This is a genomic window from Pseudomonas sp. SAS7, assembly GCF_052112345.1.
GTDB classification, from domain to species: domain Bacteria; phylum Pseudomonadota; class Gammaproteobacteria; order Pseudomonadales; family Pseudomonadaceae; genus Aquipseudomonas; species Aquipseudomonas putida_Q.
Genome location: NZ_JBEGGO010000009.1, coordinates 262,216 through 285,810, shown reverse-complemented (window position 1 = coordinate 285,810; position 23,595 = coordinate 262,216). Strand labels below are relative to the sequence as shown.

The window sequence follows — 23,595 nt, the reverse complement described above, 5'->3', positions numbered from 1 at the left end:
CAAGGCTGCTCCTACAGGTGGGCGCATTCCCTTGTGGGAGCAGCCTTGTGCTGCGAAAGGGCCTAGCCCCAAGCCGAACTCCACTGTGGTCGAGTAGCGCGAGCTGGAGATCTTGTCGACCTGGTCCAGCTTCACTTCGTAGCGCCCGGACAACCTGGCACCGACCCGGCCGCTCCAGCTGGGCTGGTCGCCGGCGAAGAAGGGCTGGTATTTTTGCTAGTTGTGCTTGCTTGATCTTGAATGAGATCTTGCTTCTCATCATTCCTGATCTCAGCTGGAGCGGGGCAGAACCATGTCAGCATGCAGACGTTTTTTTTATCTACAGGGGCGGCTAGCGGTATCAACTGATCCAGTCGGAAACGGGCCCAGTCGTATCCTGCGACATGGGCCCATTGCTTTGTCTTGTCGTACGGAAGGCCCGCAAGAAATCTCGACGAGCTTGTATAAAACTGACGTGCCCGGATCGGTGCTTGGGGATCAACATCTGCACACGATTGCCTATTCTCCGTACGGGCACCGACCCGTGTGTGCACAAATACAAGTGGGCTTTAACGGCGAACGCAAAGACCCTGTCATCGCGAGCTACTTGCTTGGGAATGGAAAAAGAGTCTACAGCCCAATGCTCATGCGCTTTCTTAGCCCTGACGACTGGAGCCCATTTGCGCAAGGCGGGCTGAATTGCTATGCCTACTGCCAGGGTGACCCCGTCAACAAGTCCGATCCGACAGGCAGGGCACCTTCTTGGCTTCCGAAAATCAGCGCCTTGGTTAAGGACCTCAAGAGCACGGAAAGTTTCATGAACGGCCTGCGCCAGCCAGAGAATGGAGGTTTACGGGTGAAGGGTTTTATCATGAATAGTAAGGGAACTGACGGAACTGCCTTTACACTGAAGCTCGTGGGCGATGACTATGCAGTGAAGACACATCCAGAAGTCGGTGTGCCCACTGACTTGACAGGCTATCGTCATCCTGGAACCAATACGTTCTTCTATGTGGGTAAAACTGGCACGCCTCCAAGGCGGTCAACGCCCTCTACTGGGTCAACAGCATCGTCCTCATTGGCCGCAGTCGCACCTCCATCCCAGATAACTCAGTCTGAGCTAGCGACTCTGGCGTCAGCCCCCGAGTCTCATCGGGATCTTTTGAATTCGGGCTTCCAATATGCAAATTGGACAATGTTCAACGATCCCGAAGTCTATGCCTACGTTGGGGTTATCAGGCAGGACGCGGCGCTGGGTAATGTCTAGACACCTGTGGACACGGCCTGTCGCTTAAAATTGCTAAACGTGTTCAAACTTCGATTGATGGGCGGGCAAACCAGATTGTCAGGCGCATTAGCGCGCCTGACAACTTAAGTAGCGGTTTTACCAGCGCATCCGCACACCAAGGCTGCCAATCAATCCGTTCAGGTCATTGTCATCCACATCACTGCTGTAATCGGCGCTGACAAACAAGGCCACAGAGGGCGTCACTCGCGCCACCAGCCCCAAGCCCAATTCCACCGTGGTGGAGTAACGCGAGCTGGAGATCTTGTCGACCTGGTCCAGCTTCACCTCGTCGGGATTGCTGAAGTCGTACCACACGTTGGTCCGCACGTAGGGTTCGATCGGCATGCCGCGCACCTCGTAGCGCCCGGACAATTTCGCACCGACCCGGCCGCTCCAGCTGGGCTGGCTGTCGAAGGCTTGCAGGGTTTCTTCCTGCACCTGGTTGCCGGGGAAGAACTGCTGGTTGATCAACTGTGCCTGGGGTTCGATCACCCAGTTGCCGCCCAGGCGGATCGGGTAGCCGCCTTCCACCGAGAACGTCATCGCATGGCCGCTTTCGTCAAGGCGCTGGCCGTTTTCACCCCGGCCCATCACATCGATGCGTGAGCCCATGGCCACCGCATCCAGGTGCCAGCCCTGTTCATGGGTCATGCTCCAGTACACTCCCAGGCTTTCCCCGCTCAGGTTCACCGCGTTGCGCTGCTTGTCGCCCAGCAGCGGGCGCATGCCGTTCAAGCTGCTCTGCAGGTTGTTATGCCCTACGAAAATCCCTGCGCGGTGCACATTGCCCGCTGCAGTTTCACGCACGAACAGGTCCGGGCCGATTGTCAGTTGCTGGCTGGGGGCCTCCAGTTGGTCTGGGGGTTGCGTGCCACTGCGCGAGGGGGTCGGGAAAAACTGCGCCCACTGGCTGGCGATCAGGTCCGGTGCTGTCTGCCCGTGGCGGGCGCTCATGGTTTGCGAAAACGCACTCAGGGTGCCGATGCTCAAGCCACTGGCGCTGACCGGGTCGAGCGAAATCTGCGGCATCGCGGGCTGTTGCAGAAAACCGGGCGAGGTGGGGTCACCCTGCAGTTCGTACGCGAAAGTTTCCACCGGGGTTGCCAGAAGCAGCGACGTGGAAACCGCGAAGAAAATGCTGTCGAAGCGCAAGGGGTTCGAGGTGCTTTTCATGGCGGATCTCCTGTTGTTTTTGTGGGGTACAGCCCGAGGACCTGGCCTGTTGTCACGAGCTGTACGGCAAAAACAGTGGGCGACCCAAACCAGCACGCCAGCCTTTGCAAGCGCGCACGAAGGCGCGAGCTAGAGGCCCGGCGCGAGATCTTTATTACTCTGTAATGTTCAGCTAAGGAGAGGTCGAGGCTTGCGTCAAGAAAGCGTGAAAGATCTGTTCAGGACGTGTAGTTATCCTCAAGAATTTGATTTCTCGAGAGAATCTGTAAGGTATAGCGGAGTTCGCTATTTCCCGCCGTGTCGCTATGAAGAATGATTGCTAGAGCCTGACTTCCACCGCCAACGGCAGGTGATCTGACAGGTGCGACCAAGGTTTGTGCCCCAGAATCCGCGGCCCATGGCTTTCGGCATTACGCAGGTAGATGCGGTCCAGGCGCAGCAGTGGCAGGCGGGCAGGGTAGGTGCGGGCGAGGTGGCCATGGTGGCGCTCGAAAGCCTCGTGCAGGTCGAGTTGCAGGCTAAGGGTACGGTTGCCGCGGCTTTTCCAGTCATTGAAATCCCCAGCGATGATCACCGGGGCATCGGCAGGCAGGGAGTCGAGCAATTTACGAAGCAGCTGCAGCTGCTGTTGCCGGTGGCTCTCCAGCAACGAAAGGTGCACGCAGACCGCATGCACCGCACCGTGCCCCGGCACATCAAGGACGCAGTGCAACAGGCCACGGCGCTCGGGACCAGTGATCGAAACGTCAAGGTTGCGGTGCTCGATGATCGGGTATTTGGACAGCAGCGCATTGCCGTGGTGCCCGTCGGGATACACCGCGTTGCGGCCGTAGGCAAAGTCGCTCCACATGCTGTCGGCAAGGAATTCGTACTGCGAGGTCTGCGGCCACCCGGGGTAACGCGCGGCGTGGCGATCGTGGCTGCCGAGCACTTCCTGGAGGAAGACGATGTCGGCCTGGGTGCTGCGCACCGCCTCGCGCAGTTCCGGCAGGATGAAGCGCCGGTTGAAGGCGGTGAAGCCCTTGTGGGTGTTCACCGTCAGTACCCGCAGCCGCTTCACGGCCGCGGCCTGGTTGACGCTGGCGAAACCTTTACCGCCGGCTTCGGGGTTCACAATTCCTCCTCGATCGCAGGTGCATGTGTGTTGCATCTACCGGCCCTATCGCCGGCAAGCCAGCTCCCACAGGTTCTGCACCGCCTGATGGCCTGCACCATACCTGTGGGAGCTGGTTTGCCGGCGATAGGGCCGGTACAGGCAACCAATACACAGTCGGACAGGCGCGCCCACCCCGGGTTCACTCCTCCTCGTGCTGCAACACCATCAGCAGCATCGACCGGCCTTTGACCTCGAACGTGCTGTCGAACTGCAGGTGCTGCCCCTTGCGCAACTCCGGCCGGTCGGTGTCGACCAGGCAGCTCCAGTAATCGCCTTCAGGTACCGCCGGCAACTTGAATGGCACAACATCGTGGTGGGCATTGACGATCAGCAGCACCGTGGCCTCGGCACCCGGCCGGGCGATGCCGCTGACCTGCGCGCGGCCATCGATCAGCATGCCCAGGCAGCGCCCGTGCGGGTCCTCCCACTGTTCCACGCTCATCTCGTTGCCATCCGGTGCCAGCCAGGTCACGTCCTTGACCCCGATGGCCTCATTGTAGTCACCCACCAGGAAGCGTGACCGGCGCAGCACCGGGTAGGCCAGGCGCAGGCGGGTCAGGCGTTTGACGAAGGCCAGCAGCTCTTTGCCCTCCTGGTCCAGGTCCCAGTTCACCCAGCCGATTTCGCTGTCCTGGCAGTAGGCGTTGTTGTTGCCATGCTGGGTGCGGCTGAACTCGTCGCCGGCGACGATCATCGGCGTGCCTTGGGCCAGCAGCAGGGTGGCAAAGTAGTTGCGCATCTGGCGCATGCGCAACGCATTGATGTCCGGATCCTCGGTCGGCCCCTCGGCACCGCAGTTCCAAGACAGGTTGTTGTCGGTGCCGTCCTGGTTGTTCTCGTCGTTGTCTTCGTTGTGCTTGTGGTTGTACGACACCAGGTCGCGCAGGGTGAAGCCATCGTGGGCGGTGATGAAGTTGACCGAAGAATACGGCCGGCGCCCGCGGTTGTTGAACATGTCGCCGGATGCGGTCAAGCGTGCGGCGAAGTCGGCCAGCTGGCCTTCGTCGCCTTTCCAGAAGGCGCGTGTGGTATCGCGGAAGCGGTCGTTCCACTCGGCCCAGCCTGGGGCAAAGTTGCCCACCTGGTAGCCACCGGGGCCGCAGTCCCAAGGTTCGGCAATCAGCTTGACCTGGCTCAGCATCGGGTCTTGGCGGCAGGCGACGAGAAAGCCGTGGCGCTCGCTGTAGCCGTCGTGGTAGCGGCCAAGGATGGTCGCCAGGTCGAAGCGGAAGCCGTCCACGTGCATTTCGCCGGCCCAGTAGCGCAGCGAGTCGGTGACCAGCTGCAGTACGCAGGGGTGGCTCAGGTCCAGCGTGTTGCCGGTGCCGGAATCGTTGATGTAGTAACGCTTGTCGTCCGGCATCAGGCGGTAGTACGAGGCGTTGTCGATGCCGCGCATGGACAGGGTGGGGCCGCGTTCGTTGCCTTCGGCGGTGTGGTTGTAGACCACATCGAGGATCACCTCCAGCCCGGCGTCGTGAAGGTGGGCGACCATTTCCTTGAATTCGGCAATCTTGCCGCTGGCCAGGTAACGCGGGTGCGGGGCGAAAAAGGCGATGCTGTTGTAGCCCCAGTAGTTGTTCAGGCCCTTGTCCAGCAGATGCTGGTCGTTGACGAAGGCGTGAATCGGCAGCAGCTCGATGCTGGAGACGCCCAGGTCCTTGATGTGCTTGAGCAGCTCGTCGTTGGCCAGGCCGGCAAAGGTGCCACGCAGTTTTTCCGGCACTGCCGGGTGGCGCATGCTGATGCCGCGGGTGTGCGCTTCATAGATGATGGTGCGCTCCCACGGGACCGACACGCGCTGGTCGCGGCCCCAGGTGAAGGCCGGGTCGATCACCTTGCATTTGGGCACGAAGGGCGCGCTGTCGCGCTCATCGAACGACAGGTCGCCATCGGGGTGGCCGATGGTGTAGCCGAACAGTGCCTCGGACCATTCCAGGCTGCCGACCAGTTGCTTGGCATAGGGGTCGATCAGCAGTTTGTTGGGGTTGAAGCGGTGGCCGTTTTCCGGCTCGTAGGGGCCGTACACGCGGTAGCCGTAGACCAGCCCCGGGTGCGCGTCGGGCAGGTAGCCGTGGTAGATCTCGTCGGTGTATTCGGGCAGCTCTATGCGCTCGAGTTCCTGCTCGCCGGTGGAGTCGAACAGGCACAGCTCGACCTTGGTGGCGTTGGCCGAGAACAGGGCAAAGTTGACCCCAAGGCCATCCCAGGTGGCGCCGAGGGGGAAGGGCATGCCTTCGCGGATGCGCGATGGTGCAACTGACCGGGTTTTCTTTGGGGTGCGGGGGCTCATGACGATCCTCAAATGGCCGTGACGTAAGGGGAATGTGGTGTCCTGCATTGGCCCCTTCGCGGGTAAACCCGCTCCCACAGGTACTGCACTGCTTTGAGCACCTGTGATGAACCTGTGGGAGCGGGTTTACCCGCGAAGAGGCCGGGACAGGCTTACCCGGCAGTAGGCTTTTTCACTGCCCGAGGCTTTTTCGCCGCAGCGGGTTTAACCCCCGGCAGGGCAGCCACCTTGGGCTCGGCAGGCGCCTTGGGCTCAGCGGCTGCCTTGGGCTTGGCCGACGCCCGCTTGCGTGGCTCGGCCTTGGGGGCCAAGGCCTCAGCCTCGGCCAGCTTGCGGGCCATATCCCAGTGGCGTTCTTCCTCCCCTACGGGCTTACCTTCAGATTCCCAGATCTGGTAGGCAAATTCGCGAATACGCTTTTCATCGACACTCATCATGACGCTCCTGATGCTCAAGATTGTTGTATCAACACGTTGACCGGAAACTCCGCCAGCACGGTGCTCAACATCAACTCCTTGGAAGAGCTGACCGCCGCGCAGGGGAAAAGTCCCGTCGAGTTGGCAGGCGACAAGGCAAACGGCAGTACCAGCCGGGTGTCGTCCCAGTTCTGTGCCGGGATCAACGGTGTAGGGTTGCCACCGAGCAGGGTACTGGCCAGGCGTGGCGCAACGATGACGGCCCGCTCGCCGTCGCCCAACCGGGCAAAGGCGATCACCTTGTCAGCGTGTTTGCCCAGCACGGTCAGCGGCAGATAGGCGCCACGGCGGAACAGCTCGGCGTGGGCCTGGCGGCAGTCCAGCACCCGGGCGATCAAGGCCTGCTTGATGCGGCCATCGCGCCAGTGCGCCAGCAGCTCGGCTACCGGTGTGGCGTCGTCCAAGGTGCGACGCCTCAAAGCGTAGTCCACGGGGCGGCGGTTGTCCGGGTCGACCAGGCTGAAGTCCCAGTACTCGTTACCCTGGTACAGGTCGGGCACACCGGGTGTGGTCATGCGCAGCAGGGTCTGGACCAGGCTGTTGAGGGCGCCGGGGCAGGCCAGCAGTTGCGCGGCATCTGCCACGGATTTGCGCAGCTGCTGGTTTTCGCTGTCCAGCAGCAGGCCATCGATGTAGCGGGCACAGGCGCCTTCGTAGGCCTCGTTCGGCGCACTCCAGCTGCTACGCAACTTGGCTTCGCGCAGCGCCTTCTGCTGCCACTGGCGGATACGCTCGGCGTACTGGCGCAGGGCGTTGTCGTCGTGCAGGTCGAGGCCCAGCGGCCAACTGCCAAGCAGGGTTTGCAGCAGCATCAACTCGTCGCCGGGGCTGGGTGCCAGGCCATCGTCCAGCTGTGCGCGCAGCGGCGCTGCCAGTTCACGCCAATGTTCCACTCGGCTGGCCAGCCACGGTCCGCGTTCACTGAGCACGGCCAGGCGTGCACGGGTGTCTTCGCCGCGCTTGTGATCATGGGTGGCGGTGGCTAGCAGGTTGTCGGGGAAGTCGCGCAGGCGCCGCTGGGCTTCGTTATGGAAGTGCATGGGCGGGGCGCTGAAGTGCTCGGCCTCGAAGCCCACGTCGTTGCGCGACAGCAGCCGGGCGCTGCGGTAGAAGGCGGTGTCTTCCACGGCTTTGGCGGCGCTGGGCGCGGTCAGTTGCTGGAAGCGCACACAGGCGTGGCGCAGTTGCTTGCGGGCGCGGCCCGGTGGCAACTGCCGCCAGGCTTGCCCGCCCAGCCATTGTTCAAGGTGGTCCAGTAACGGCCAATCGGCTTCGCCGAGGTCGTGCCGGGCATTGGCCAGCGCCTGCTGGAAAAACCCTTCGTCTTCAGCGGGGCGCCCGCAGGCGTTGAAGTAGGTGCGGTACACCGGGTAATGCGCCACCAGCGCCTGCAACGCCCGGCGGATCGCGCCCAAGGTAAGGTCGCGGGTCATCAGGTCGTTGCGCGCAACCTGCAGCAGCGCCTGGGCCACCGATTCGCAGTCACCGGCGAGGCTGGCATTGAGCACAAGGTGACGCGCCTGACGCACTTCTTCAGGGAAGCCCGGCCGTTCGGTGACGTTCGCCCAAAGCTCGGTCAGCGGCGTTTCGCCGGCTGGGTCATGCTGCAGCAGCGAGACCTGGTTCATGAATTCGTAGCCGGTGGTGCCGTCGGTAAGCCAGTCGCGGTGCAGGTGCTCGCCGGCGCCGAGGATTTTTTCCACGTAGATCGGGAAGTGCTCCAGGGCCGCCTGCAAAGGCCGCTGCGCCAACAGGCCATCGACCCGACGGCGCAGCTTGCGGCAGTAACCACGCGGGTCGGCCAGGCCGTCGATATGGTCGATGCGCAGGCCGTCCACCAGGCCGCGTTCGATCAGCTCGAACAGCTTGGCGTGGGTGGCCTCGAACACCACGGCGCGCTCCACCCTCAGGCCACCCAGCTCGTTGATGTCGAAGAAGCGCCGCCAGTTGATGTCGTCGGCAGCGGTGCGCCAACTGGCCAGGCGGTAGGTCTGGCGCTCCAGCAGCAGGTGCAGGCGCTTGAGGCCATTTTCGGCGCGGCTGTCGAATGCCACCAGCGCCGATTCCAGGTCGGCACCTTCGCGCACCAGGCGTGCCAGTTCGGTGTGCAGCGGCAGGGCATCGACCAGCGGGGTGGTCGATTCGGCCAATGCCGTGAAGTGCTCGGCCAGCGTCTTGAGCGCCGGCTCCGGGCTGAGGGCGAGAATCCAGCCATAGTCCACCGGGCAAACCGGGAAGCGGTGATCGTAATGGGCGATTTGCAGCGTGCCGTGCTGCTTGTCGAATTCAAGCGGTATCTCGCCATTCTTCAGCGCTACGCCATAGTCGCTGCCAAGAAACGGCAGCAGCAGTTGCCCGGCCAGCAGCGGGTCGCTGGAGTGCCACTGGATGTCGAAGAACTCCGCATACGGGCTACGCCGGCCCCAAGCCAGCAGGCTTTGCCACCAGGGGTTGTCGGCACCGCCCACGGCCATGTGGTTGGACACGGTGTCGAGGATCAGCCCCATGCCATGCTGGCGCAGCGCGGCGACCAGCCGCTCCAGTGCTGCCTCGCCGCCCAGTTCGGGGTTGACGCAGGTTGGGTCGACCACATCGTAGCCGTGGCGCGAGCCAGCCCGGGCCTTGAGGATGGGCGAGGCATACAGGTGGCTGATGCCCAATTGGGCGAAGTACGGCACCAGCGGTACGGCGTGATCGAGGGTGAAGTCGCTGTGAAACTGCAGGCGCAGGGTCGCGGTCAGCGGCTTCATCGGTCACGCTCCCAAGCCTGTTCGCGGGCCTGGGCCAGCAACTCCAGGCGCCGCGCGGCATCCTCGTCATCGAGCAGTTCTGCCACCGGCCGGGTGAAGCGCCGCCGCCAGTTGGGGTGCCCGCTGGTGGTGCCCGGCAGGTTGGGCTGCTCGTCGCAGCCCAGCAGGTCTTCGAGCGGTATCAGCACCAAGGGCGCACGGGTATGGCCAACGAAGCGGATGGCCGCATCGATCACTGCGTCGTTGTCCTTAAGTTCTCCGTAGTTGGTCTCCAGGGTACGGCGCAGGCCGTCGTGTTCTATCTGGCGGCCCTGGCGCCAGTGCAGTTCGGTGGCAGTGTCGATCAGTTGCAAGCGGTGGCTCCAGTCGATGTCGCGGTTTTCCAGCCAGCCGGCCAGCGGCGCCAGGTCGTGGGTGCCGGTGGTGGCCAGGGCGTTGTCTGGCCAGTCCAGAATCGGCTTGAACTGGCCTGGCTGGGTTTGCTCGAACGGCAGCACGCGCATGCCCAGCACGGCCTTCTCGGCCAGTGTTTCGCGCAGGCCGTCGGGCACCGTGCCCAGGTCTTCTCCAAGGATGACCGCCTGGTGGCGCACCGACTCCAGCGCCAGCAGGCGCAACAGGTCGTCCACCGGGTAATTGAGGTAAGCGCCTTCGCTGGGCTTGGCCCCCTGCGGGATCAACCACAGCCGGCGCAGGCCCATCACATGGTCGATGCGCAGGCCGCCGGCATGGGCCAGGTTGGCTCGCAGCATCTCGATGAATGCGCGGTAGCCATTACGCCTGAGGCCCTCGGGCGAGAAGGCGCAAATGCCCCAATCCTGCCCGGCGCGGTTGAGGATGTCGGGCGGCGCGCCCACGTTCAGGCCGGCCAGCAGTTCATCCTGGCGGCTCCACGCTTGGCTGCCGGCACCGTCGGCACCCACCGCCAGGTCGGCGATCAGGCCCACTGCCATGCCGTTGCCGCGGGCCGCTTCCTGGGCACGTTGCAGGCCGCGTTCGGTCAGCCATTGGCAAAAGGCATGGAACTCGACCTTGGCCGGGTAGGCATTGGCGAACGCCTCCACCTCCGGGTGGTAGGGGTCGTGCCAGGCCTTGGGCCAGTTGCGCCAGTCGGCGCCCAAACCGCGATCCACAGCCTGTGCTTGCAACACCTCGAAGCGGCAGTGGTGCTCCAGCGCCTGGCCGCCGGCTGCGCGGAAGCTGTCGAAATCCGTGCGCAGCGGATGGTCGCCATGGCTGAACCCCTGGTACAGCGCCTCAAGCAGGCGCAGGCGGGCGCTGGCGGCGCGTGGCCAGTCGACCAAAGGGCGTTGCTCAAGTTCTTCCAGTTGTTGCTCCAGCCCGCAGGCTTCGATGGCCATGCGTACCTCCCGTTCGCCCAGCAGGGCGGCGGGGCTGGCGTACAGGGTGTTGAGCAGCAGGCGGCTGGAAGGTGAGTAGGGGCTGTAATGCTCCTGGTCGATGGCCGACAGTGCGTGGATCGGGCTGATGGCCAAGGCATCGGCACCGCGCTCGGCGGCCGAGCGGGCCAACTGCTCCAGCGCCAGGCAGTCGCCGTAGCCGCCGTCGCCTGGGCGGCGCAGGCTGTACAGTTGCACTGCCAGGCCCCAGCAGCGTGGTGGAGGCTGCACGTTGTCTGCAAGGCTGTGGCAGCGTGGCGGGGCCACGGCCACGGTGAAGCGGCGGCTGTCTATTTCCACCTGGTGATAACCAATGGGCAAGTCACCGGGTAGGCGTGCCTGCTCGTCCAGGGTGAGGGCAAGCGAAGTTTGGTCTTCCAGTAGGCAGTGGGCCACGCTGGCGGCACTGAAGTAGCGTGCCAGAGCCAGTGGCTGGCCTTGGTCGGCGGTCAGCAATGGTGGCAGGTGTTCGCTGTCTCCGGCGGCTTCCACCGCGCGCAGGCTGGCGGCAATGGCCGTGTCATCGCTGGCCGGGTGGCCAAGGCCTGCGAGCAGGTTGCGCAGCACCTCGTCGCTGACGCGCTGTGGCCGGGCATTGGCGTCGATCCAGTCGCGGCTCAACCCGACGCGGTTTGCCAAGCGGTGCAGGGCGGTTTCGCTCATGGGCGCTCCTGGTCAGGGGGAAGCAGGCTGACCACGCAGCTGTACGCGGCCAGTTGGCTATCAGGGTGTTGGGTGTCGCTGGTGTCGAACAGCCGGGTGGCGGCAGCGGGCAGCTCGACCGCCTGCGCAGTGGGCGCCAGGTTCAGGTCGATGCGCAGGGTATTGCCATTGCCCAGCCGCCAGCGAGCGGTCAGCGCTTTGTCGCCGTGCACCTCGGCGCCCAGTGAACGGCTGCCGGGCAGGTGCGGGATGACGTGGCGGCGGCGCAGGGCCAGCAGTTGCTGATAAAGGCCGTGCCAGCCGGCGATCACCTCCTTGTTTTGCGGGCGTGAAGACTCGAAGGTCTGCTGGGCGTTGGGGTCGGGAATGTGCTCGCGCTGTTCGGGGTCGGCGAACGCGGTGAAGTGGGCGAACTCACCACGGCGGCCTTCGCGCACCGCGTCGGCCAATTCGTCATGGAAGTCGGTAAAGAACAGGAACGGCCGACAACTGCCGTCGTCGTCGCCCATGAACAGCAGCGGAATCATGGGGGCCAACAGCAGCAGGCCGGTGGCCGCACGCAGGGCTGGCGGCGGGCACAGGCGGGTCAGGCGTTCGCCAAGCGCGCGGTTGCCGACCTGGTCGTGGTTCTGCAAGAACAACACAAAGGCGCTGGGCGCCAGGTGCCCGCTGGGTTCACCCCGGGGCGTGCCGTGGCGGTTTGCCTGGCCCTGGAACACGAAGCCTTCGCTAAGGCAGCGTGCCAGCTGGTCGATGGGGCGTTTTTGGTAGTCGGCGTAGTAGCCTTCGGTTTCGCCGGTCAGCAGCACATGCAGGGCATTGTGGCCGTCGTCGTTCCATTGGGCGTCGAAGCCTTGTTCCAGCAGGCCAGCCTGGTTGTGCTCGTTCTCCAGCACCAGCCACACATGCCGGCCCGGCTCTACGGCGGCACGCACCCGCTGGGCCAGTTCGATCAGGAAATCGGGCTGGTCGATGGCATGTACGGCATCCAGGCGCAGGCCGTCGCAGCGGTAGTCGCATAGCCACATCAACGCGTTCTGGATGAAGTATTCGCGCACCTGCGGGCGGCGGAAATCGATGGCCGCGCCCCATGGCGTCTGCCTGTCTTCGCGGAAGAACGGGCTGGCGTACTGGTGCAGGTAATTGCCGTCGGGGCCGAAGTGGTTGTACACCACATCCACCAGCACCATCAGCCCTTGGCCGTGGGCCTGGTCGACCAGTGCGCACAACTGCTCGGGGCTGCCATAGGTGTTTTGTGGCGCATAGGGCAGCACGCCGTCGTAGCCCCAGTTGCGCTCGCCGGGGAACTGCCCCAGCGGCATCAGCTCGACGGCACTGATGCCCAGCTCGGCCAGGCGCGGCAGCTGCCGGGCAACCCCGGGGTAGCCGTCGAGCACACCCACATGCAACTCCTGGATCACCGCTTCGTGCCAGGGCCGGCCTTGCCACGGATGTTGCCAGGGGTAACTGGCTACATCCACCACCTGGCTTGGCCCCTTTACGCCTTGGGGCTGGTAGCGCGAAGCCGGGTCCGCCACCTGGAGTTCGTCATCGATCCGGTAATGATAAAGGTCGCCAGCCTTGCACGGGGCAACGCCAGTGAACCAGCCATCCTCGTCGGGCAGCAGCGCAACGGGCGGCTGCTGCTCCAGTTCCACGCTCACGCTGCGCGCATCCGGCGCCCAGAGGGCGAAGCGCGCCGACGTGGCGTCCATCAAGTGTGCGCCATGCCTGTGCATCTTCTGACCCTCGCTCAGTAGTGGCTCAGTTGTGCCTGCTTGACCAGGTCCTCGTACAGGCGGGCGTAGGGTTCCACCGCCTGGCACCAGTTGAACGGCTGGGTCATCGACAGGCAGCGCATGGCGTTCAGTAGGTCTTTCTTGCCGTACACATAGAAGGCGCGGCTGAGCGCCTCGCGGTAGCTCTCCACCGTCGACTCGTTGAACAGGAAACCCGTGACGCCGCACTCGATGGTGTCGGCCAGGCCACCGGTATTCCGCGCTACCGGCAACGAGCCGAAGCGCTGTGCGTACATCTGGCTGAGGCCGCACGGCTCGTAGCGCGACGGCATCAGCAAGAAGTCGCTGCCGGCGAACATGCGCCGGGCGTCGGTTTCGTTGAAGCCGATGCGCACGCCGATGCGGCCCGGGTGGCGCAGCGCCAGCTCGCGCATGGCCTGTTCTTCTTCCGGCTCGCCACGGCCGATGATCGCAATCTGCCCGCCTTGTTCGACGATGTAGTCGGCCACGCCCAAGGTCAGGTCCAGGCCCTTCTGGTAGACCAGCCGTGATACCACGGCGAACAGCGGGCCGTCAGAATCCTCCAGACCGAACAGAGCGCGTACCTCCTGAGTGTTGCGCGCCTTGCCTTCCCAGTCGTTGATGCTGAAGTTGTGCTGCAGGTGCTTGTCGGTGGCCGAGTCCCAGCTTTCATCGATGCCGTTGGGGATGCCACCGAGCAGGCCTTGCTGGGCTTTGCTGGCGAGGAAACCGTCCAGGCCGCAGCCGAATTCCGGGGTGGTGATTTCCCGGGCATAGGTGGCGCTGACCGTGGTGATGTGGCTGGAATACGCCAAGCCCGCCTTGAGGAACGACAGCTTGCCGTAGAACTCCATGCCTTCCTGCTGCATGGCGTGGTCGGGAATCGCCAACTCCGGGCTGCAACCACGGCTGTACACACCCTGGTAGGCCAGGTTGTGGATGGTGAACAGGGTGGGCGTATTCAGCCCGCGCCAGTGCATGTAGGCCGGGGCCAGGCCGGCGGGCCAGTCATGTGCGTGCACAACTTCCGGTGTCCAGTGGATCTTGCCTTCGCCCGCAGCGATCTCGGCGGCAGCCAGGCCCAGGCGGGCAAAGCGGATGTGGTTGTCGGGCCAGTCTCGGCCGTTGTTGGCACCATAGGGAGTGCCGTCGCGCTGGTACAGCTCGGGGCAAATCAGCACATAGATGACCAGGCCGTCGGCCATGTCCATGCGCCCGATCTTGCACGGCGGCAGGGCCGCGTGGCCGCCCAGTTCACCGACGATGTGGATCGGGTTGTCGCTCTCCATCACCTGGGGGTACCCCGGGATCAACACCCGTACATCGTGCAGGTGCGCCAGGGCACGGGGCAGGGCGGCGGACACGTCACCCAGGCCTCCTGTCTTGACCAGGTCTGCGATTTCCGAGGTGACGAACAGAATCTTGCGCATGTTCGGGTTTTGCTGGCGCTGGGCGCCGGGTGCCTTGCCTGTCGTGGCGAAATCCGGGGTGAGCGGCTCGCGGTTGTCCGGTTTGAATGAATCTACGTGAGGCTCGACAGCGGCACTGATCATACTTCTCTCCGTCCCTATGCTTGGCCGGGTGCTGGCACCCGTGAAGATATTTCGTGTTGGTTCTCTCTAATTCGAAACTGCTTAGTGCGTTCCATGCCCCAGGGTCGTGCGCGCAGGCACAGCGCAATCGGCATTCCGGCCGAAGGCGATTGGACTGGTTGGGGTGTGCGGGCTCAGGATCGGGAATAGCCCGATGCGTCTGGCCTGCTTATGTTGATGACCTGCCGGGTTTCCTGAAAGTTCGACTTTTTTGGGTCACTCTTCCACTGAGCAATTGGCGGGCCGAAAACCGAGTGTAGGAGAGAAAGTGATAAAAAGGTGACCCACTGGTCACTATTGTTATGTGCGCAATAGACGCAAACGTTGGCGTTTGTGGCCGGATGTGAAATGGTTTGGATGAAGGTGGTGCGAGGTGTTTTGAAGGTGGGCCAAAATGTGGCTTGCCACCCGTAACGCACCTTTATGGTGCGCAACAAAATTGAATGGGTGGCTTTAAAGGCGGCGAGTGGGAGCAAGGCAGCCCCCACAAGAGGAAGAAAAACTAGAGGCTTGTAGCCGTGTCGCCAGCGCGCTGTTGCGCCAGCAGCAGGTTCAACTGGGCGACCTGTTGGCGCAGTTGGTCACGTTCGTCTTTCAGTTTACGCAGCTCATCACGGCGCACGGAGACATAGAGGGTCTGGGTTGGGGTTGCAGGCATCAAGGTACCCATGAGCACACCTCGCGGTTTTGGCTGGTGACAAGTCAAAGCGTAGACGCTTCACGCGGGGCGCATTTTGAATTCTTTCGCAGGCCTTGGGAACTTTTTTGTTTATCGTGGTCTTGCCGTTCGTCGCTGAACCCTCGGGCGGCATGCTGGACTAATCTGAAAACCTGGACTGTGTTGTCATCCATTTCGAAAGGGGAGCATCGGCTCATGCAATTGGGAATCGTCGGGCTGGGCCGCATGGGCGGCAATATCGCAAGGCGCCTGATGCGCGCCGGCCACCGCACCGTGGTGCACGACCGCAACCGTGAGGCCATTACCGGGCTGGAGGGCGAGGGCGCCCAAGGCGCGCACGACCTTGGTGCGCTGGTACAAAAGCTCAAAGCGCCGCGCGCAGTGTGGGTAATGCTGCCGGCCGGTGAGCCCACCGAGCAGACCATCGCGCAGCTAGCCGAGCTGCTGGAGCCGGGCGATGCGATCATCGACGGCGGCAACACCTTCTACAAGGACGACATGCGCCGCGCCGCGGAGCTGGCAAAACGCGGCCTGCATTACCTGGACGTCGGCACCTCTGGCGGCGTGTGGGGCCTGGAGCGTGGCTACTGCATGATGATCGGCGGCGAAAAGGACGTGTTCGAGCGCCTGGAACCTCTGTTCAAGGCGCTGGCGCCGGGCGTGGGGGACATCCCGCGTACCCATGGCCGCGGCGGCGAGCACCAGCGCGCCGAGCATGGCTACATTCACGCCGGCCCACCCGGGGCCGGGCACTACGTGAAAATGGTGCACAACGGCATCGAGTACGGCCTGATGCAGGCCTATGCCGAAGGCTTCGACCTGCTGCGCAGCAAAGGCGGCAACGAGCTACCCGAAGACCAGCGTTTTGACTTGAACGTGGCCGAGATCGCCGAAGTGTGGCGGCGTGGCAGCGTGGTGACCTCATGGCTGCTCGACCTCACCGCCGATGCGCTGGTGGCCGACCCACAGCTGTCGCAGTTCAGTGGCTCGGTATCCGACAGTGGCGAAGGCCGCTGGACCATCGACGCCGCCGTCGAGCAGGCGGTGCCGGTGCCGGTGCTGTCCAGCGCACTGTTCGCGCGCTTCCGCTCGCGCCAGCAGCAAGGTACGTATGGTGACAAGATCCTCTCGGCCATGCGCCTGGGCTTCGGTGGCCACGTCGAGAAGAAAGGCGAATGACTAAACAGACCATTCCAGCCGCTCCCCCTTGTACCCTGTTCCTGTTTGGCGCCAACGGCGACCTGGTCAAGCGCCTGCTGATGCCGGCGCTGTACAACCTCAGCCGCGACGGTTTGCTGGACCGCAACCTGCGCATCGTTGGCGTCGACCACAACCCGGCCAGCGCCGAGGAATTTGCAGAGCGGCTGCATGCGTTCATGCTCGAGCGGGACAAAGGCGGCGAGGGCAGCACCAAGTGCCTGGACGAAGAGCTCTGGGCACGCTTGGCCAAGCGCCTGGATTACCAGACGGGCGATTTCCTCGACCCGGCCACTTACCAGGCCCTCGCCAGGCGTATCGAGAAAACCAGCCATGGCAACGCCATTTTCTACTTGGCCACCTCGCCGCGCTTCTTCCCCGAAGTGGCGCAGCGCCTGGGCCAGGCCGGCTTGCTCGACGAGTCTGCCGGCGGCTTTCGCCGTGTAGTGGTCGAGAAGCCATTCGGTACTGATCTTGCCAGCGCCGAGGCGCTCAACGCCTGCCTGCTGAAGGTGATGGGCGAACGGCAGATCTACCGCATCGACCATTACCTAGGCAAAGAGACGGTGCAGAATATTCTGGTCAGCCGCTTCTCCAACGGCCTGTTCGAATCGTTCTGGAACAATCACTACATCGACCACGTGCAGATCACCGCTGCGGAAACGGTCGGCGTTGAAACCCGTGGTGCGTTCTACGACAGCACCGGGGCCCTGCGCGACATGGTCCCCAACCACCTGTTCCAGTTGCTGGCGATGGTGGCGATGGAGCCGCCGGCCGCGTTCGGCGCCGACGCGGTGCGCGGTGAAAAGGCCAAGGTGGTCGGTGCTATTCGCCCATGGTCGGCGAAAATGGCCCTGAAGAACTCGGTGCGTGGCCAGTACAGTGCCGGCAAGCAGGGGCGCAAGCAGCTGCCCGGTTACCGGCAGGAGCCCAACGTCGCGCCTGACAGCCAGACCGAAACCTACGTGGCGCTGAAGGTGATGATCGACAACTGGCGCTGGGCCGGCGTGCCGTTTTACTTGCGCACCGGCAAGCGCATGAGCGTGCGCGACACCGAAATTGCCATCTGCTTCAAGCCCGCGCCGTATGCGCAGTTTCGCGAGTCGGAGCTGGAGCGGCCCAAGCCCAACTACCTGAAAATCCAGATTCAGCCCAACGAAGGCATGTGGTTCGACCTGCAGGCCAAACGGCCAGGGCCGGAGCTGGTGATGGAGAACGTCGAGATGGGCTTTGCCTACAAGGACTTCTTCAAGATGACCCCGGCCACTGGCTACGAGACGCTGATCTACGACTGCCTGACCGGTGACCAGACCCTGTTCCAGCGGGCTGACAACATCGAGAACGGCTGGCGGGCGGTGCAGCCGTTTCTCGATGCCTGGGCCCAGGATGGCGAGGTGCATCAGTACCCGGCCGGTGAAGACGGGCCTGACGCTGGCAATGAATTGCTGACCCGCGACAAGCGCGAGTGGCACCGCTTGGGCTGATGCTTTTGTAAAGCCTGTGCCGGCCCTTTCGCGGCTAAAGCCGCTCCCACAGGGTTATCACTTCCCTCAGGCCCGATGTGATACCTGTGGGAGCGGGTTCACCCGCGAAGAGGCCGGCACTGGCGATCACATCAAGGAGACTTAATGCCCGCCCATATCGAAGATTACGCCCTGCTGGGCAACTGCCGCAGCGCCGCTCTGGTCAGCCGCGATGGCTCGCTTGACTGGCTGTGCCTGCCCCGTTTCGACGCCCCCGCCGTATTCGCCGCACTGCTGGGCAACGAAGAAAACGGTCGCTGGCGCGTGGCCCCCTGCGACCCGGTCGAGCACAGCTGCCGCCAATACCTGGACGACACCCTCGTGCTGGAAACCACCTGGGTCACTGCCACCGGCCGTGCCCGGGTGCTCGACTTCATGCCACTGGGCGACGTCAATTCGGTGGTACGGATCGTCGAGGGTCTCAGTGGCGAAACCAATTTTGAAATGGACCTGGTCATGCGCTTCGACTACGGTCGCAGTGTGCCATGGGTGGAACGGCTCGCCCCACTGACCCTCAGCGCCGTTGCCGGCCCTGACCGGCTGATCCTGTGCAGCACCGTCCCCCCGCATGCACTCGACCACCATACCGTCGCGCGCTTTCGTGTTGGCACGGGCGAGCGTCAAATCTTCAGCCTGCGTCACCAACCCTCGCACCTGCCAGTGCAGCCCGACTGCGATATCGACCAGGCTTTTGCTCAAACCGTCGAGCAGTGGCAGGCCTTCGCCGCCCGCTGCCCGCAGGTAGGGCCATACACCGCCCTGGTGCGCCGCTCGTTGCTCACCCTGAAGGCCATGACCTATGCCCCCACGGGTGGCATCGTCGCCGCCGTCACCACCTCGCTGCCCGAGCGTGTGGGTGGGGAGCGCAACTGGGACTACCGCTTCTGCTGGCTGCGCGACGCCACCATGACCCTGCTGGCGTTCATGAACCTCGGCTACTTCGACGAGGCCCAGGCCTGGCGTGAATGGCTACTGCGCTCAGTGGCCGGCAATCCCGAGCAGATGCAGATCATGTATGGCCTGGCCGGGGAGCGCGACCTGCAGGAATACACCTTGCCATGGCTGGCCGGTTACGAGCATTCGCAACCCGTGCGGGTAGGCAATGCCGCGTCGCAGCAGATGCAGCTGGATATCTATGGCGAACTGGCCGATGCCATGTCGCAGGCGATCAAGGGCGGCTTGCCGCGCCACCCACGCAGCGCCGCCATCTCCCGCCTGATAATGCCTTACGTCGAAGGCATCTGGCGCGAGCCGGACGAAGGCATCTGGGAAGTGCGCGGCGGCCGGCAGCAGTTCGTGCACTCCAAGGTCATGGCCTGGGTCGCCTTTGACCGTGCTGCGGGGTTGGCCGACACCACTGAAGAAGGCCGCGAGCGCGGGGACCATTACCGCCAGGTGGCTGACGAGATTCACCGCGAAGTGTGCGAGCACGGCCTGGACGCCAGCGGCCGCTTTTTCGTCCAGGCCTATGGCTCGACCGAAATGGACGCCAGCCTGCTGCAAGTCGCCCTGACCGGCTTCCTGCCGGCGGATGACCCACGCTTCTTGCGCACGCTGGAGCAGATCGAACAGCGCCTGCTGAAGAACGGCCTGCTGATGCGCTACGACAGCGACAGCTGCAGCGACGGCCTGACGCCGGGGGAGGGCACCTTCCTGGTGTGTTCGTTCTGGCTGGCAGACGTTTATGTTTTGCTGGGCCGCCAGGCTGAAGCCGAAGCGCTGTACCAGCACCTGACCGGCCTGAGCAACGACCTCGGCCTGCTGGCCGAGCAATACGACCCGGCCGGCCAGCGCATGCTCGGCAACTTCCCCCAGGCCTTCAGCCATATCGGCATCATCAACACCGCACTCAATCTTCATCGCGCACAGTGCCCGGTGCGTGATCGGGCGAGGTGCGGGTAGTAAATGAGTGGAGCAACTGCCAACCGCCTTACTCAAATCTCCAACACAAGAGATCCTGTGGGAGCGGCAAGCCTTTGGTTACCCGGTTGTTTCAGGCCGGCTGATATAAAAGTGTGGAGCGACCGGAGTAGACTAGGCCAAACCCCTTCGGCACGGAGCACACATGGGCATTCGCTGTACTGACCGGCAGATCGACAACATCGAGTTCAGTGACGGCCGGCTGACCGGTGGCTTGGCGGTGTGGGCGGCCCAAGCCTGATGGCCAACCACAAGATCGAAATCCGCCGCCGCAATATCGAGAAAATCTTGCAGGCGGCGGAAAAGGTGTTCGCCGAGAAAGGCTACGGCGCCACGTCCATGGGTGATATCGCCGAGCAGGCTGAATTGCCGCGCTCCAACCTGCATTACTACTTCAGCACCAAGGACGAGCTGTTCCGTGCGGTGCTGCAGGACCTGCTGGATGTGTGGAAGCAGGACGCACTGTGCTTCGAGAACTTCGACGACCCGCGCGTGGTACTGACCAGCTACATCAGGGCCAAGATGGGCCACTCGCGCTCGCGGCCGCTGGGCTCGAAGATCTGGGCCGAAGAGATGCTGCACGGGGCGCCGGTGCTGGGGGTGAACCTGGATGACAGCCTGGTGCCCTGGGCGAAATTGAAGGAAGCCAAGATCCGCCGTTGGGTGGAGGAGGGGCGTATTCTGCCGGTAGAGCCGTCGGCGTTGCTGTACATGATCTGGGCGTCTACCCAGCACTATGCCGACTTTGGTTACCAGGTGCAGTTGCTCAATGGCGGCGAGATGCTGTCGGACATGGCGTTCGAGAGTGCGGTGCAAACGGTGACCAGCGTGATCTTGCGGGGGATCGGGCTGGAGCCTTGAACCGAGGTTCCAGCCTGACGCGGTCCATTGTAGGAGCGGCCTTGTGCCGCGATGGGGCGCGAAGCGGCCCCGGCAATTTCGGCGGCGAAGCTGAAACCCCGGGGCCGCTTCGCGCCCCATCGCGGCACAAGGCCGCTCCTACACCGATCGCGTTGCTGGTTCAGGCAGTGGTCTACCTCAACTGGCCTCGCGGTAGGGGTTACGCGGGTCCTGCGTCCAGTTCAGGTACGGCTTGCCGGTATCCTGCGCCTGCATCTCGATGCAGTCTTCGACCGGGCAGGTGATCTGGCACAGGTTGCAGCCCACGCATTCCTCTTCGATCACACTATAGGCGTGCGTGCCGTCTGCCTTCAGCGTGCTGGCAATGGCCTGGTGCGAGGTGTCCTCACAGGCGATGTGGCAGCGCCCGCAGCCAATGCAGGCCTCCTGGTCGATGTGCGCCACCGATTTGTAGTTGATGTCCAGGTACTTCCAGTCGGTGGTATGCCCCACCGCCTGCCCACGGAACGCCTCGATAGTGCGATGCCCATGCTGGTCCATCCAGCGCGCCAGGCCGTCCTTCATGTCCTCGACAATACGGAACCCGTGCAGCATCGCCGCCGTGCACACCTGCACAGCGCCACTGCCCAGGGCCATGAACTCTGCCGCATCACGCCAGTTGCCGATGCCGCCAATGCCGCAGATCGGCAAGCCGTGCGTTTCCGGGTCGCGGGCAATTTCTGCCACCATGTTCAGGGCAATCGGCTTCACTGCCGAGCCGCAATAACCGCCATGGGTGCTCTGGTCACCGACGATGGGGTGGGCGACCATGCGGTCCAGGTCGACGCTGGTGATGGAGTTGATGGTGTTGATCAACGACACCGCATCGGCCCCGCCGCGGTGCGCAGCGCGAGCCGACTGGCGGATGTCGGTGATGTTCGGCGTGAGCTTGACGATCACCGGCAGCGAGCAGTACGTCTTGCACCAGCGGGTGACCAGCTCCACGTATTCCGGCACCTGGCCGACTGCCGCACCCATGCCACGCTCCGGCATGCCGTGCGGGCAGCCGAAGTTCAGCTCGATGCCATCGGCACCGGTGGCCTCCACCAGCGGCAGGATGAACTTCCACGAGTCCTCCACGCACGGCACCATCAGCGACACAATCAAGGCTCGGTCGGGCCAGTCTTTCTTCACCTGGGTGATTTCGCGCAGGTTGATTTCCAGCGAACGGTCGGTTATCAGCTCGATGTTGTTGATGCCCTGCACCAGGCGGTTGGCGCCGTAGTGCGCTGAATAGCGCGACGACACGTTGACCGCCGCCGGATCCTCGCCCAGGGTTTTCCAGACCACGCCGCCCCAACCGGCCTCGAAGGCGCGGACCACGTTGTAGGCCTTGTCGGTTGGCGGTGCGGACGCCAGCCAGAACGGGTTGGGTGCCTTGATGCCGGCAAATACGATAGACAAGTCGGCCATTTACGCTGCCTCCACGTTGAGCATGAGTTGGGCATGGATGGCTTCGGCGGCCAGCTTGCCGTGCTGCACGGCCTGGACGGTAAGGTCCTGGCCCAGGGCGGTGCAGTCGCCGCCGGCATACACGCCCGGCAGGCTGGTCTGCAGGGTTTGGTCAACGCGAATGCGCTCACCCTCGCGGGCCAGTTGCGCGGCCACCGGGTCGATGAGGCAGGCATCGTCGAAGCGCTGGCCGATGGCCTTGAAGATTGCATCGGCGGCCAGCTCGAAGGTTTCGCCGGTGTCGCGCAGGCGGCCGTCCGCCAGTTCGGTGCGGGCAAAGCGCATGCCGCGCACCTTGCCGGCGTCGTTCAGCAGCACGGCGTCGGGGCGGGCCCAGGTGTGCAGGCGCACCTGGTTGGCCTTGGCGATGTCCTGCTCGTGGCCGGTGGCGCCCATGTCGGCGTGGCCACGGCGGTACACCAGGTTGACGTCGCGGGCCCCCAGGCGGCTCATCTGCACGGCCATGTCGATAGCGGTATTGCCAGCACCGATCACCAGGCAGCGGTCGGCCAAGGGTAGCTGGCTCAGGTCATCGGCCTGGCGCAACTCGCGGATGTATTCGGTAGCGGCGAGCACGCCAGGGGCTTCTTCATCGGGCAGGCCCAGTTGGCGTACGGCGTTCAGACCCAGGCCGAGGAACACCGCGTCGTACTGATCGCGCAGTTCGCCCAGGCTGAGGTTGCCGCCCAGGCGCTGGCCATGGCGTACTTCGATGCCGCCAATGCCCAGCAGGAACTCCACTTCACGCTGGGCGTAGTCGTCGACCAGCTTGTAGCGGGCGATGCCGTACTCGTTAAGGCCGCCGGCCTTGCCGCAGGCCTCGAACACCACCACGTCATGCCCGTGCATGGCCAGCCGGTGCGCGCAGGACAGCCCGGCAGGGCCGGCACCCACCACGGCGATACGCTTGCCGGTAGCCGGTGAGCGCTTGAACGGGTGCTCGGTGAAGTGGGCGTTGTCCAGGGCGTAGCGCTGCAACTGGCCGATCAGTACCGGTGCACATTCCTGCGCGTTGTTGCGCACGCAGGCTTGCTGGCAGAGGATTTCGGTGGGGCAGACGCGGGCGCAGCTGCCTCCCAGGATGTTGGCCGAGAGGATGCGCTCGGCGGCGCCTTGCAGGTTTTCGTCGCTGATGCGGTGGATGAATGACGGGATGTCGATGTCGCTGGGGCACGCGTTGACGCAGGGGGCGTCGTAGCAGTACAGGCAGCGCGCGCTTTCGACGGCGGCCTGGCGGGCGGTGAGGGGTGGGGCCAGGTCGCTGAAGCGCTCGGCCAACTGGTCGGCACCGGCCCGGGGGCGCGGCAAGTGGTTCAGGGCGTCGATCACGGTTGTAGCCTCTCTCTTTATTATATTTGGCTTGAAACGGGGGGCGCTGTGCGCCCCAATCGCCG

16 protein-coding genes and 1 pseudogene are annotated in these 23,595 nt (G+C 63.9%); 5 read left to right on the top strand and 12 right to left on the bottom strand.

Annotated features, from left to right (window positions below; all coding sequences use genetic code 11):
* Window positions 1-63: 63 nt before the first annotated feature.
* Window positions 64-186 (bottom strand): annotated as a pseudogene (locus ABI582_RS16910) (autotransporter domain-containing protein); the annotation flags it as partial.
* Between the two features lie 106 nt (window positions 187-292).
* On the opposite strand from ABI582_RS16910, the gene ABI582_RS16905 reads away from it, so the two are divergent.
* Window positions 293-1,246, top strand: coding sequence for an RHS repeat-associated core domain-containing protein (locus ABI582_RS16905; RefSeq protein ID WP_442119759.1), 954 nt, complete (start codon window positions 293-295; stop codon window positions 1,244-1,246).
* 117 nt (window positions 1,247-1,363) lie between these two features.
* Here ABI582_RS16905 and ABI582_RS16900 read toward each other — a convergent pair whose 3' ends face one another.
* The 9 genes from ABI582_RS16900 to ABI582_RS16860 all read right to left on the bottom strand — a co-directional run bounded on the left by ABI582_RS16900 (window position 1,364) and on the right by ABI582_RS16860 (window position 15,200).
* Window positions 1,364-2,440 (bottom strand): autotransporter domain-containing protein, encoded by a 1,077-nt coding sequence (locus tag ABI582_RS16900; protein WP_442119758.1) that lies wholly within the window; start codon window positions 2,438-2,440, stop codon window positions 1,364-1,366.
* A 319-nt stretch (window positions 2,441-2,759) separates the two neighbouring features.
* Window positions 2,760-3,554, bottom strand: coding sequence for an endonuclease/exonuclease/phosphatase family protein (locus tag ABI582_RS16895; protein WP_442119757.1), 795 nt, complete (start codon window positions 3,552-3,554; stop codon window positions 2,760-2,762).
* A 181-nt stretch (window positions 3,555-3,735) separates the two neighbouring features.
* Window positions 3,736-5,889, bottom strand: coding sequence for a glycogen debranching protein GlgX (glgX, locus tag ABI582_RS16890; RefSeq protein WP_442119756.1), 2,154 nt, complete (start codon window positions 5,887-5,889; stop codon window positions 3,736-3,738).
* Window positions 5,890-6,041: 152 nt separating this feature from the next.
* Entirely contained in the window at window positions 6,042-6,326 is a 285-nt protein-coding gene (locus tag ABI582_RS16885; RefSeq protein WP_442119755.1) for a DUF2934 domain-containing protein, read from the bottom strand.
* Between the two features lie 14 nt (window positions 6,327-6,340).
* Window positions 6,341-9,115, bottom strand: coding sequence for a malto-oligosyltrehalose synthase (locus tag ABI582_RS16880; RefSeq protein WP_442119754.1), 2,775 nt, complete (start codon window positions 9,113-9,115; stop codon window positions 6,341-6,343).
* Window positions 9,112-11,178: a 4-alpha-glucanotransferase gene (malQ, locus tag ABI582_RS16875; protein WP_442119753.1), complete on the bottom strand. Its 2,067-nt coding sequence runs from the start codon at window positions 11,176-11,178 to the stop codon at window positions 9,112-9,114. Before malQ ends, ABI582_RS16880 begins: the two co-directional genes overlap by 4 nt.
* Window positions 11,175-12,917 (bottom strand): malto-oligosyltrehalose trehalohydrolase, encoded by a 1,743-nt coding sequence (gene treZ, locus ABI582_RS16870; RefSeq protein ID WP_258908170.1) that lies wholly within the window; start codon window positions 12,915-12,917, stop codon window positions 11,175-11,177. Before treZ ends, malQ begins: the two co-directional genes overlap by 4 nt.
* A 14-nt stretch (window positions 12,918-12,931) precedes the next feature.
* Complete coding sequence (glgA, locus tag ABI582_RS16865; protein ID WP_174369996.1) at window positions 12,932-14,491, bottom strand: glycogen synthase GlgA; 1,560 nt, start codon at window positions 14,489-14,491, stop codon at window positions 12,932-12,934.
* A 541-nt stretch (window positions 14,492-15,032) separates the two neighbouring features.
* The gene (locus ABI582_RS16860) at window positions 15,033-15,200 is read right to left on the bottom strand and encodes a DUF6026 family protein (RefSeq protein ID WP_197899480.1); all 168 of its coding nucleotides are present in this window, start codon (window positions 15,198-15,200) and stop codon (window positions 15,033-15,035) included.
* Window positions 15,201-15,368: 168 nt separating this feature from the next.
* Between ABI582_RS16860 and gnd the strand changes: the two genes are divergently transcribed.
* The 4 genes from gnd (at window position 15,369) to ABI582_RS16840 (ending at window position 20,710) form a co-directional block, all read left to right on the top strand.
* On the top strand, window positions 15,369-16,388 hold the full coding sequence (gnd, locus tag ABI582_RS16855; RefSeq protein ID WP_442119752.1) for a phosphogluconate dehydrogenase (NAD(+)-dependent, decarboxylating): 1,020 nt from the start codon (window positions 15,369-15,371) through the stop codon (window positions 16,386-16,388).
* On the top strand, window positions 16,385-17,890 hold the full coding sequence (gene zwf / locus ABI582_RS16850) for a glucose-6-phosphate dehydrogenase (protein ID WP_442119751.1): 1,506 nt from the start codon (window positions 16,385-16,387) through the stop codon (window positions 17,888-17,890). The genes gnd and zwf overlap by 4 nt, the downstream gene beginning before the upstream one ends.
* Window positions 17,891-18,034: 144 nt before the next feature.
* Window positions 18,035-19,831, top strand: a complete 1,797-nt coding sequence (locus tag ABI582_RS16845) for a glycoside hydrolase family 15 protein (protein ID WP_442119750.1) — start codon at window positions 18,035-18,037, stop codon at window positions 19,829-19,831.
* A 258-nt stretch (window positions 19,832-20,089) separates the two neighbouring features.
* Complete coding sequence (locus ABI582_RS16840) at window positions 20,090-20,710, top strand: TetR/AcrR family transcriptional regulator (RefSeq protein WP_026034333.1); 621 nt, start codon at window positions 20,090-20,092, stop codon at window positions 20,708-20,710.
* Between the two features lie 177 nt (window positions 20,711-20,887).
* On the opposite strand, the gene preA is transcribed toward ABI582_RS16840, so the two are convergent.
* Window positions 20,888-22,162 (bottom strand): NAD-dependent dihydropyrimidine dehydrogenase subunit PreA, encoded by a 1,275-nt coding sequence (gene preA, locus ABI582_RS16835; RefSeq protein WP_442119749.1) that lies wholly within the window; start codon window positions 22,160-22,162, stop codon window positions 20,888-20,890.
* Complete coding sequence (locus tag ABI582_RS16830; protein WP_442119748.1) at window positions 22,163-23,530, bottom strand: NAD(P)-dependent oxidoreductase; 1,368 nt, start codon at window positions 23,528-23,530, stop codon at window positions 22,163-22,165.
* Between the last annotated feature and the right edge of the window lie 65 nt (window positions 23,531-23,595).

Excerpts from the sequence above, each read along its gene's own strand:
- preA (WP_442119749.1), bottom strand. The coding sequence starts at position 22,162 with ATGGCCGACTTGTCTATCGTATTTGCCGGCATCAAGGCACCCAACCCG.
- zwf (WP_442119751.1), top strand. The coding sequence starts at position 16,385 with ATGACTAAACAGACCATTCCAGCCGCTCCCCCTTGTACCCTGTTCCTG.
- glgA (WP_174369996.1), bottom strand. The coding sequence starts at position 14,491 with ATGATCAGTGCCGCTGTCGAGCCTCACGTAGATTCATTCAAACCGGAC.
- ABI582_RS16880 (WP_442119754.1), bottom strand. The coding sequence starts at position 9,115 with ATGAAGCCGCTGACCGCGACCCTGCGCCTGCAGTTTCACAGCGACTTC.
- malQ (WP_442119753.1), bottom strand. The coding sequence starts at position 11,178 with ATGAGCGAAACCGCCCTGCACCGCTTGGCAAACCGCGTCGGGTTGAGC.
- treZ (WP_258908170.1), bottom strand. The coding sequence starts at position 12,917 with ATGCACAGGCATGGCGCACACTTGATGGACGCCACGTCGGCGCGCTTC.
- ABI582_RS16845 (WP_442119750.1), top strand. The coding sequence starts at position 18,035 with ATGCCCGCCCATATCGAAGATTACGCCCTGCTGGGCAACTGCCGCAGC.
- ABI582_RS16860 (WP_197899480.1), bottom strand. The coding sequence starts at position 15,200 with ATGGGTACCTTGATGCCTGCAACCCCAACCCAGACCCTCTATGTCTCC.
- ABI582_RS16905 (WP_442119759.1), top strand. The coding sequence starts at position 293 with ATGTCAGCATGCAGACGTTTTTTTTATCTACAGGGGCGGCTAGCGGTA.
- glgX (WP_442119756.1), bottom strand. The coding sequence starts at position 5,889 with ATGAGCCCCCGCACCCCAAAGAAAACCCGGTCAGTTGCACCATCGCGC.
- ABI582_RS16840 (WP_026034333.1), top strand. The coding sequence starts at position 20,090 with ATGGCCAACCACAAGATCGAAATCCGCCGCCGCAATATCGAGAAAATC.
- ABI582_RS16885 (WP_442119755.1), bottom strand. The coding sequence starts at position 6,326 with ATGATGAGTGTCGATGAAAAGCGTATTCGCGAATTTGCCTACCAGATC.
- ABI582_RS16900 (WP_442119758.1), bottom strand. The coding sequence starts at position 2,440 with ATGAAAAGCACCTCGAACCCCTTGCGCTTCGACAGCATTTTCTTCGCG.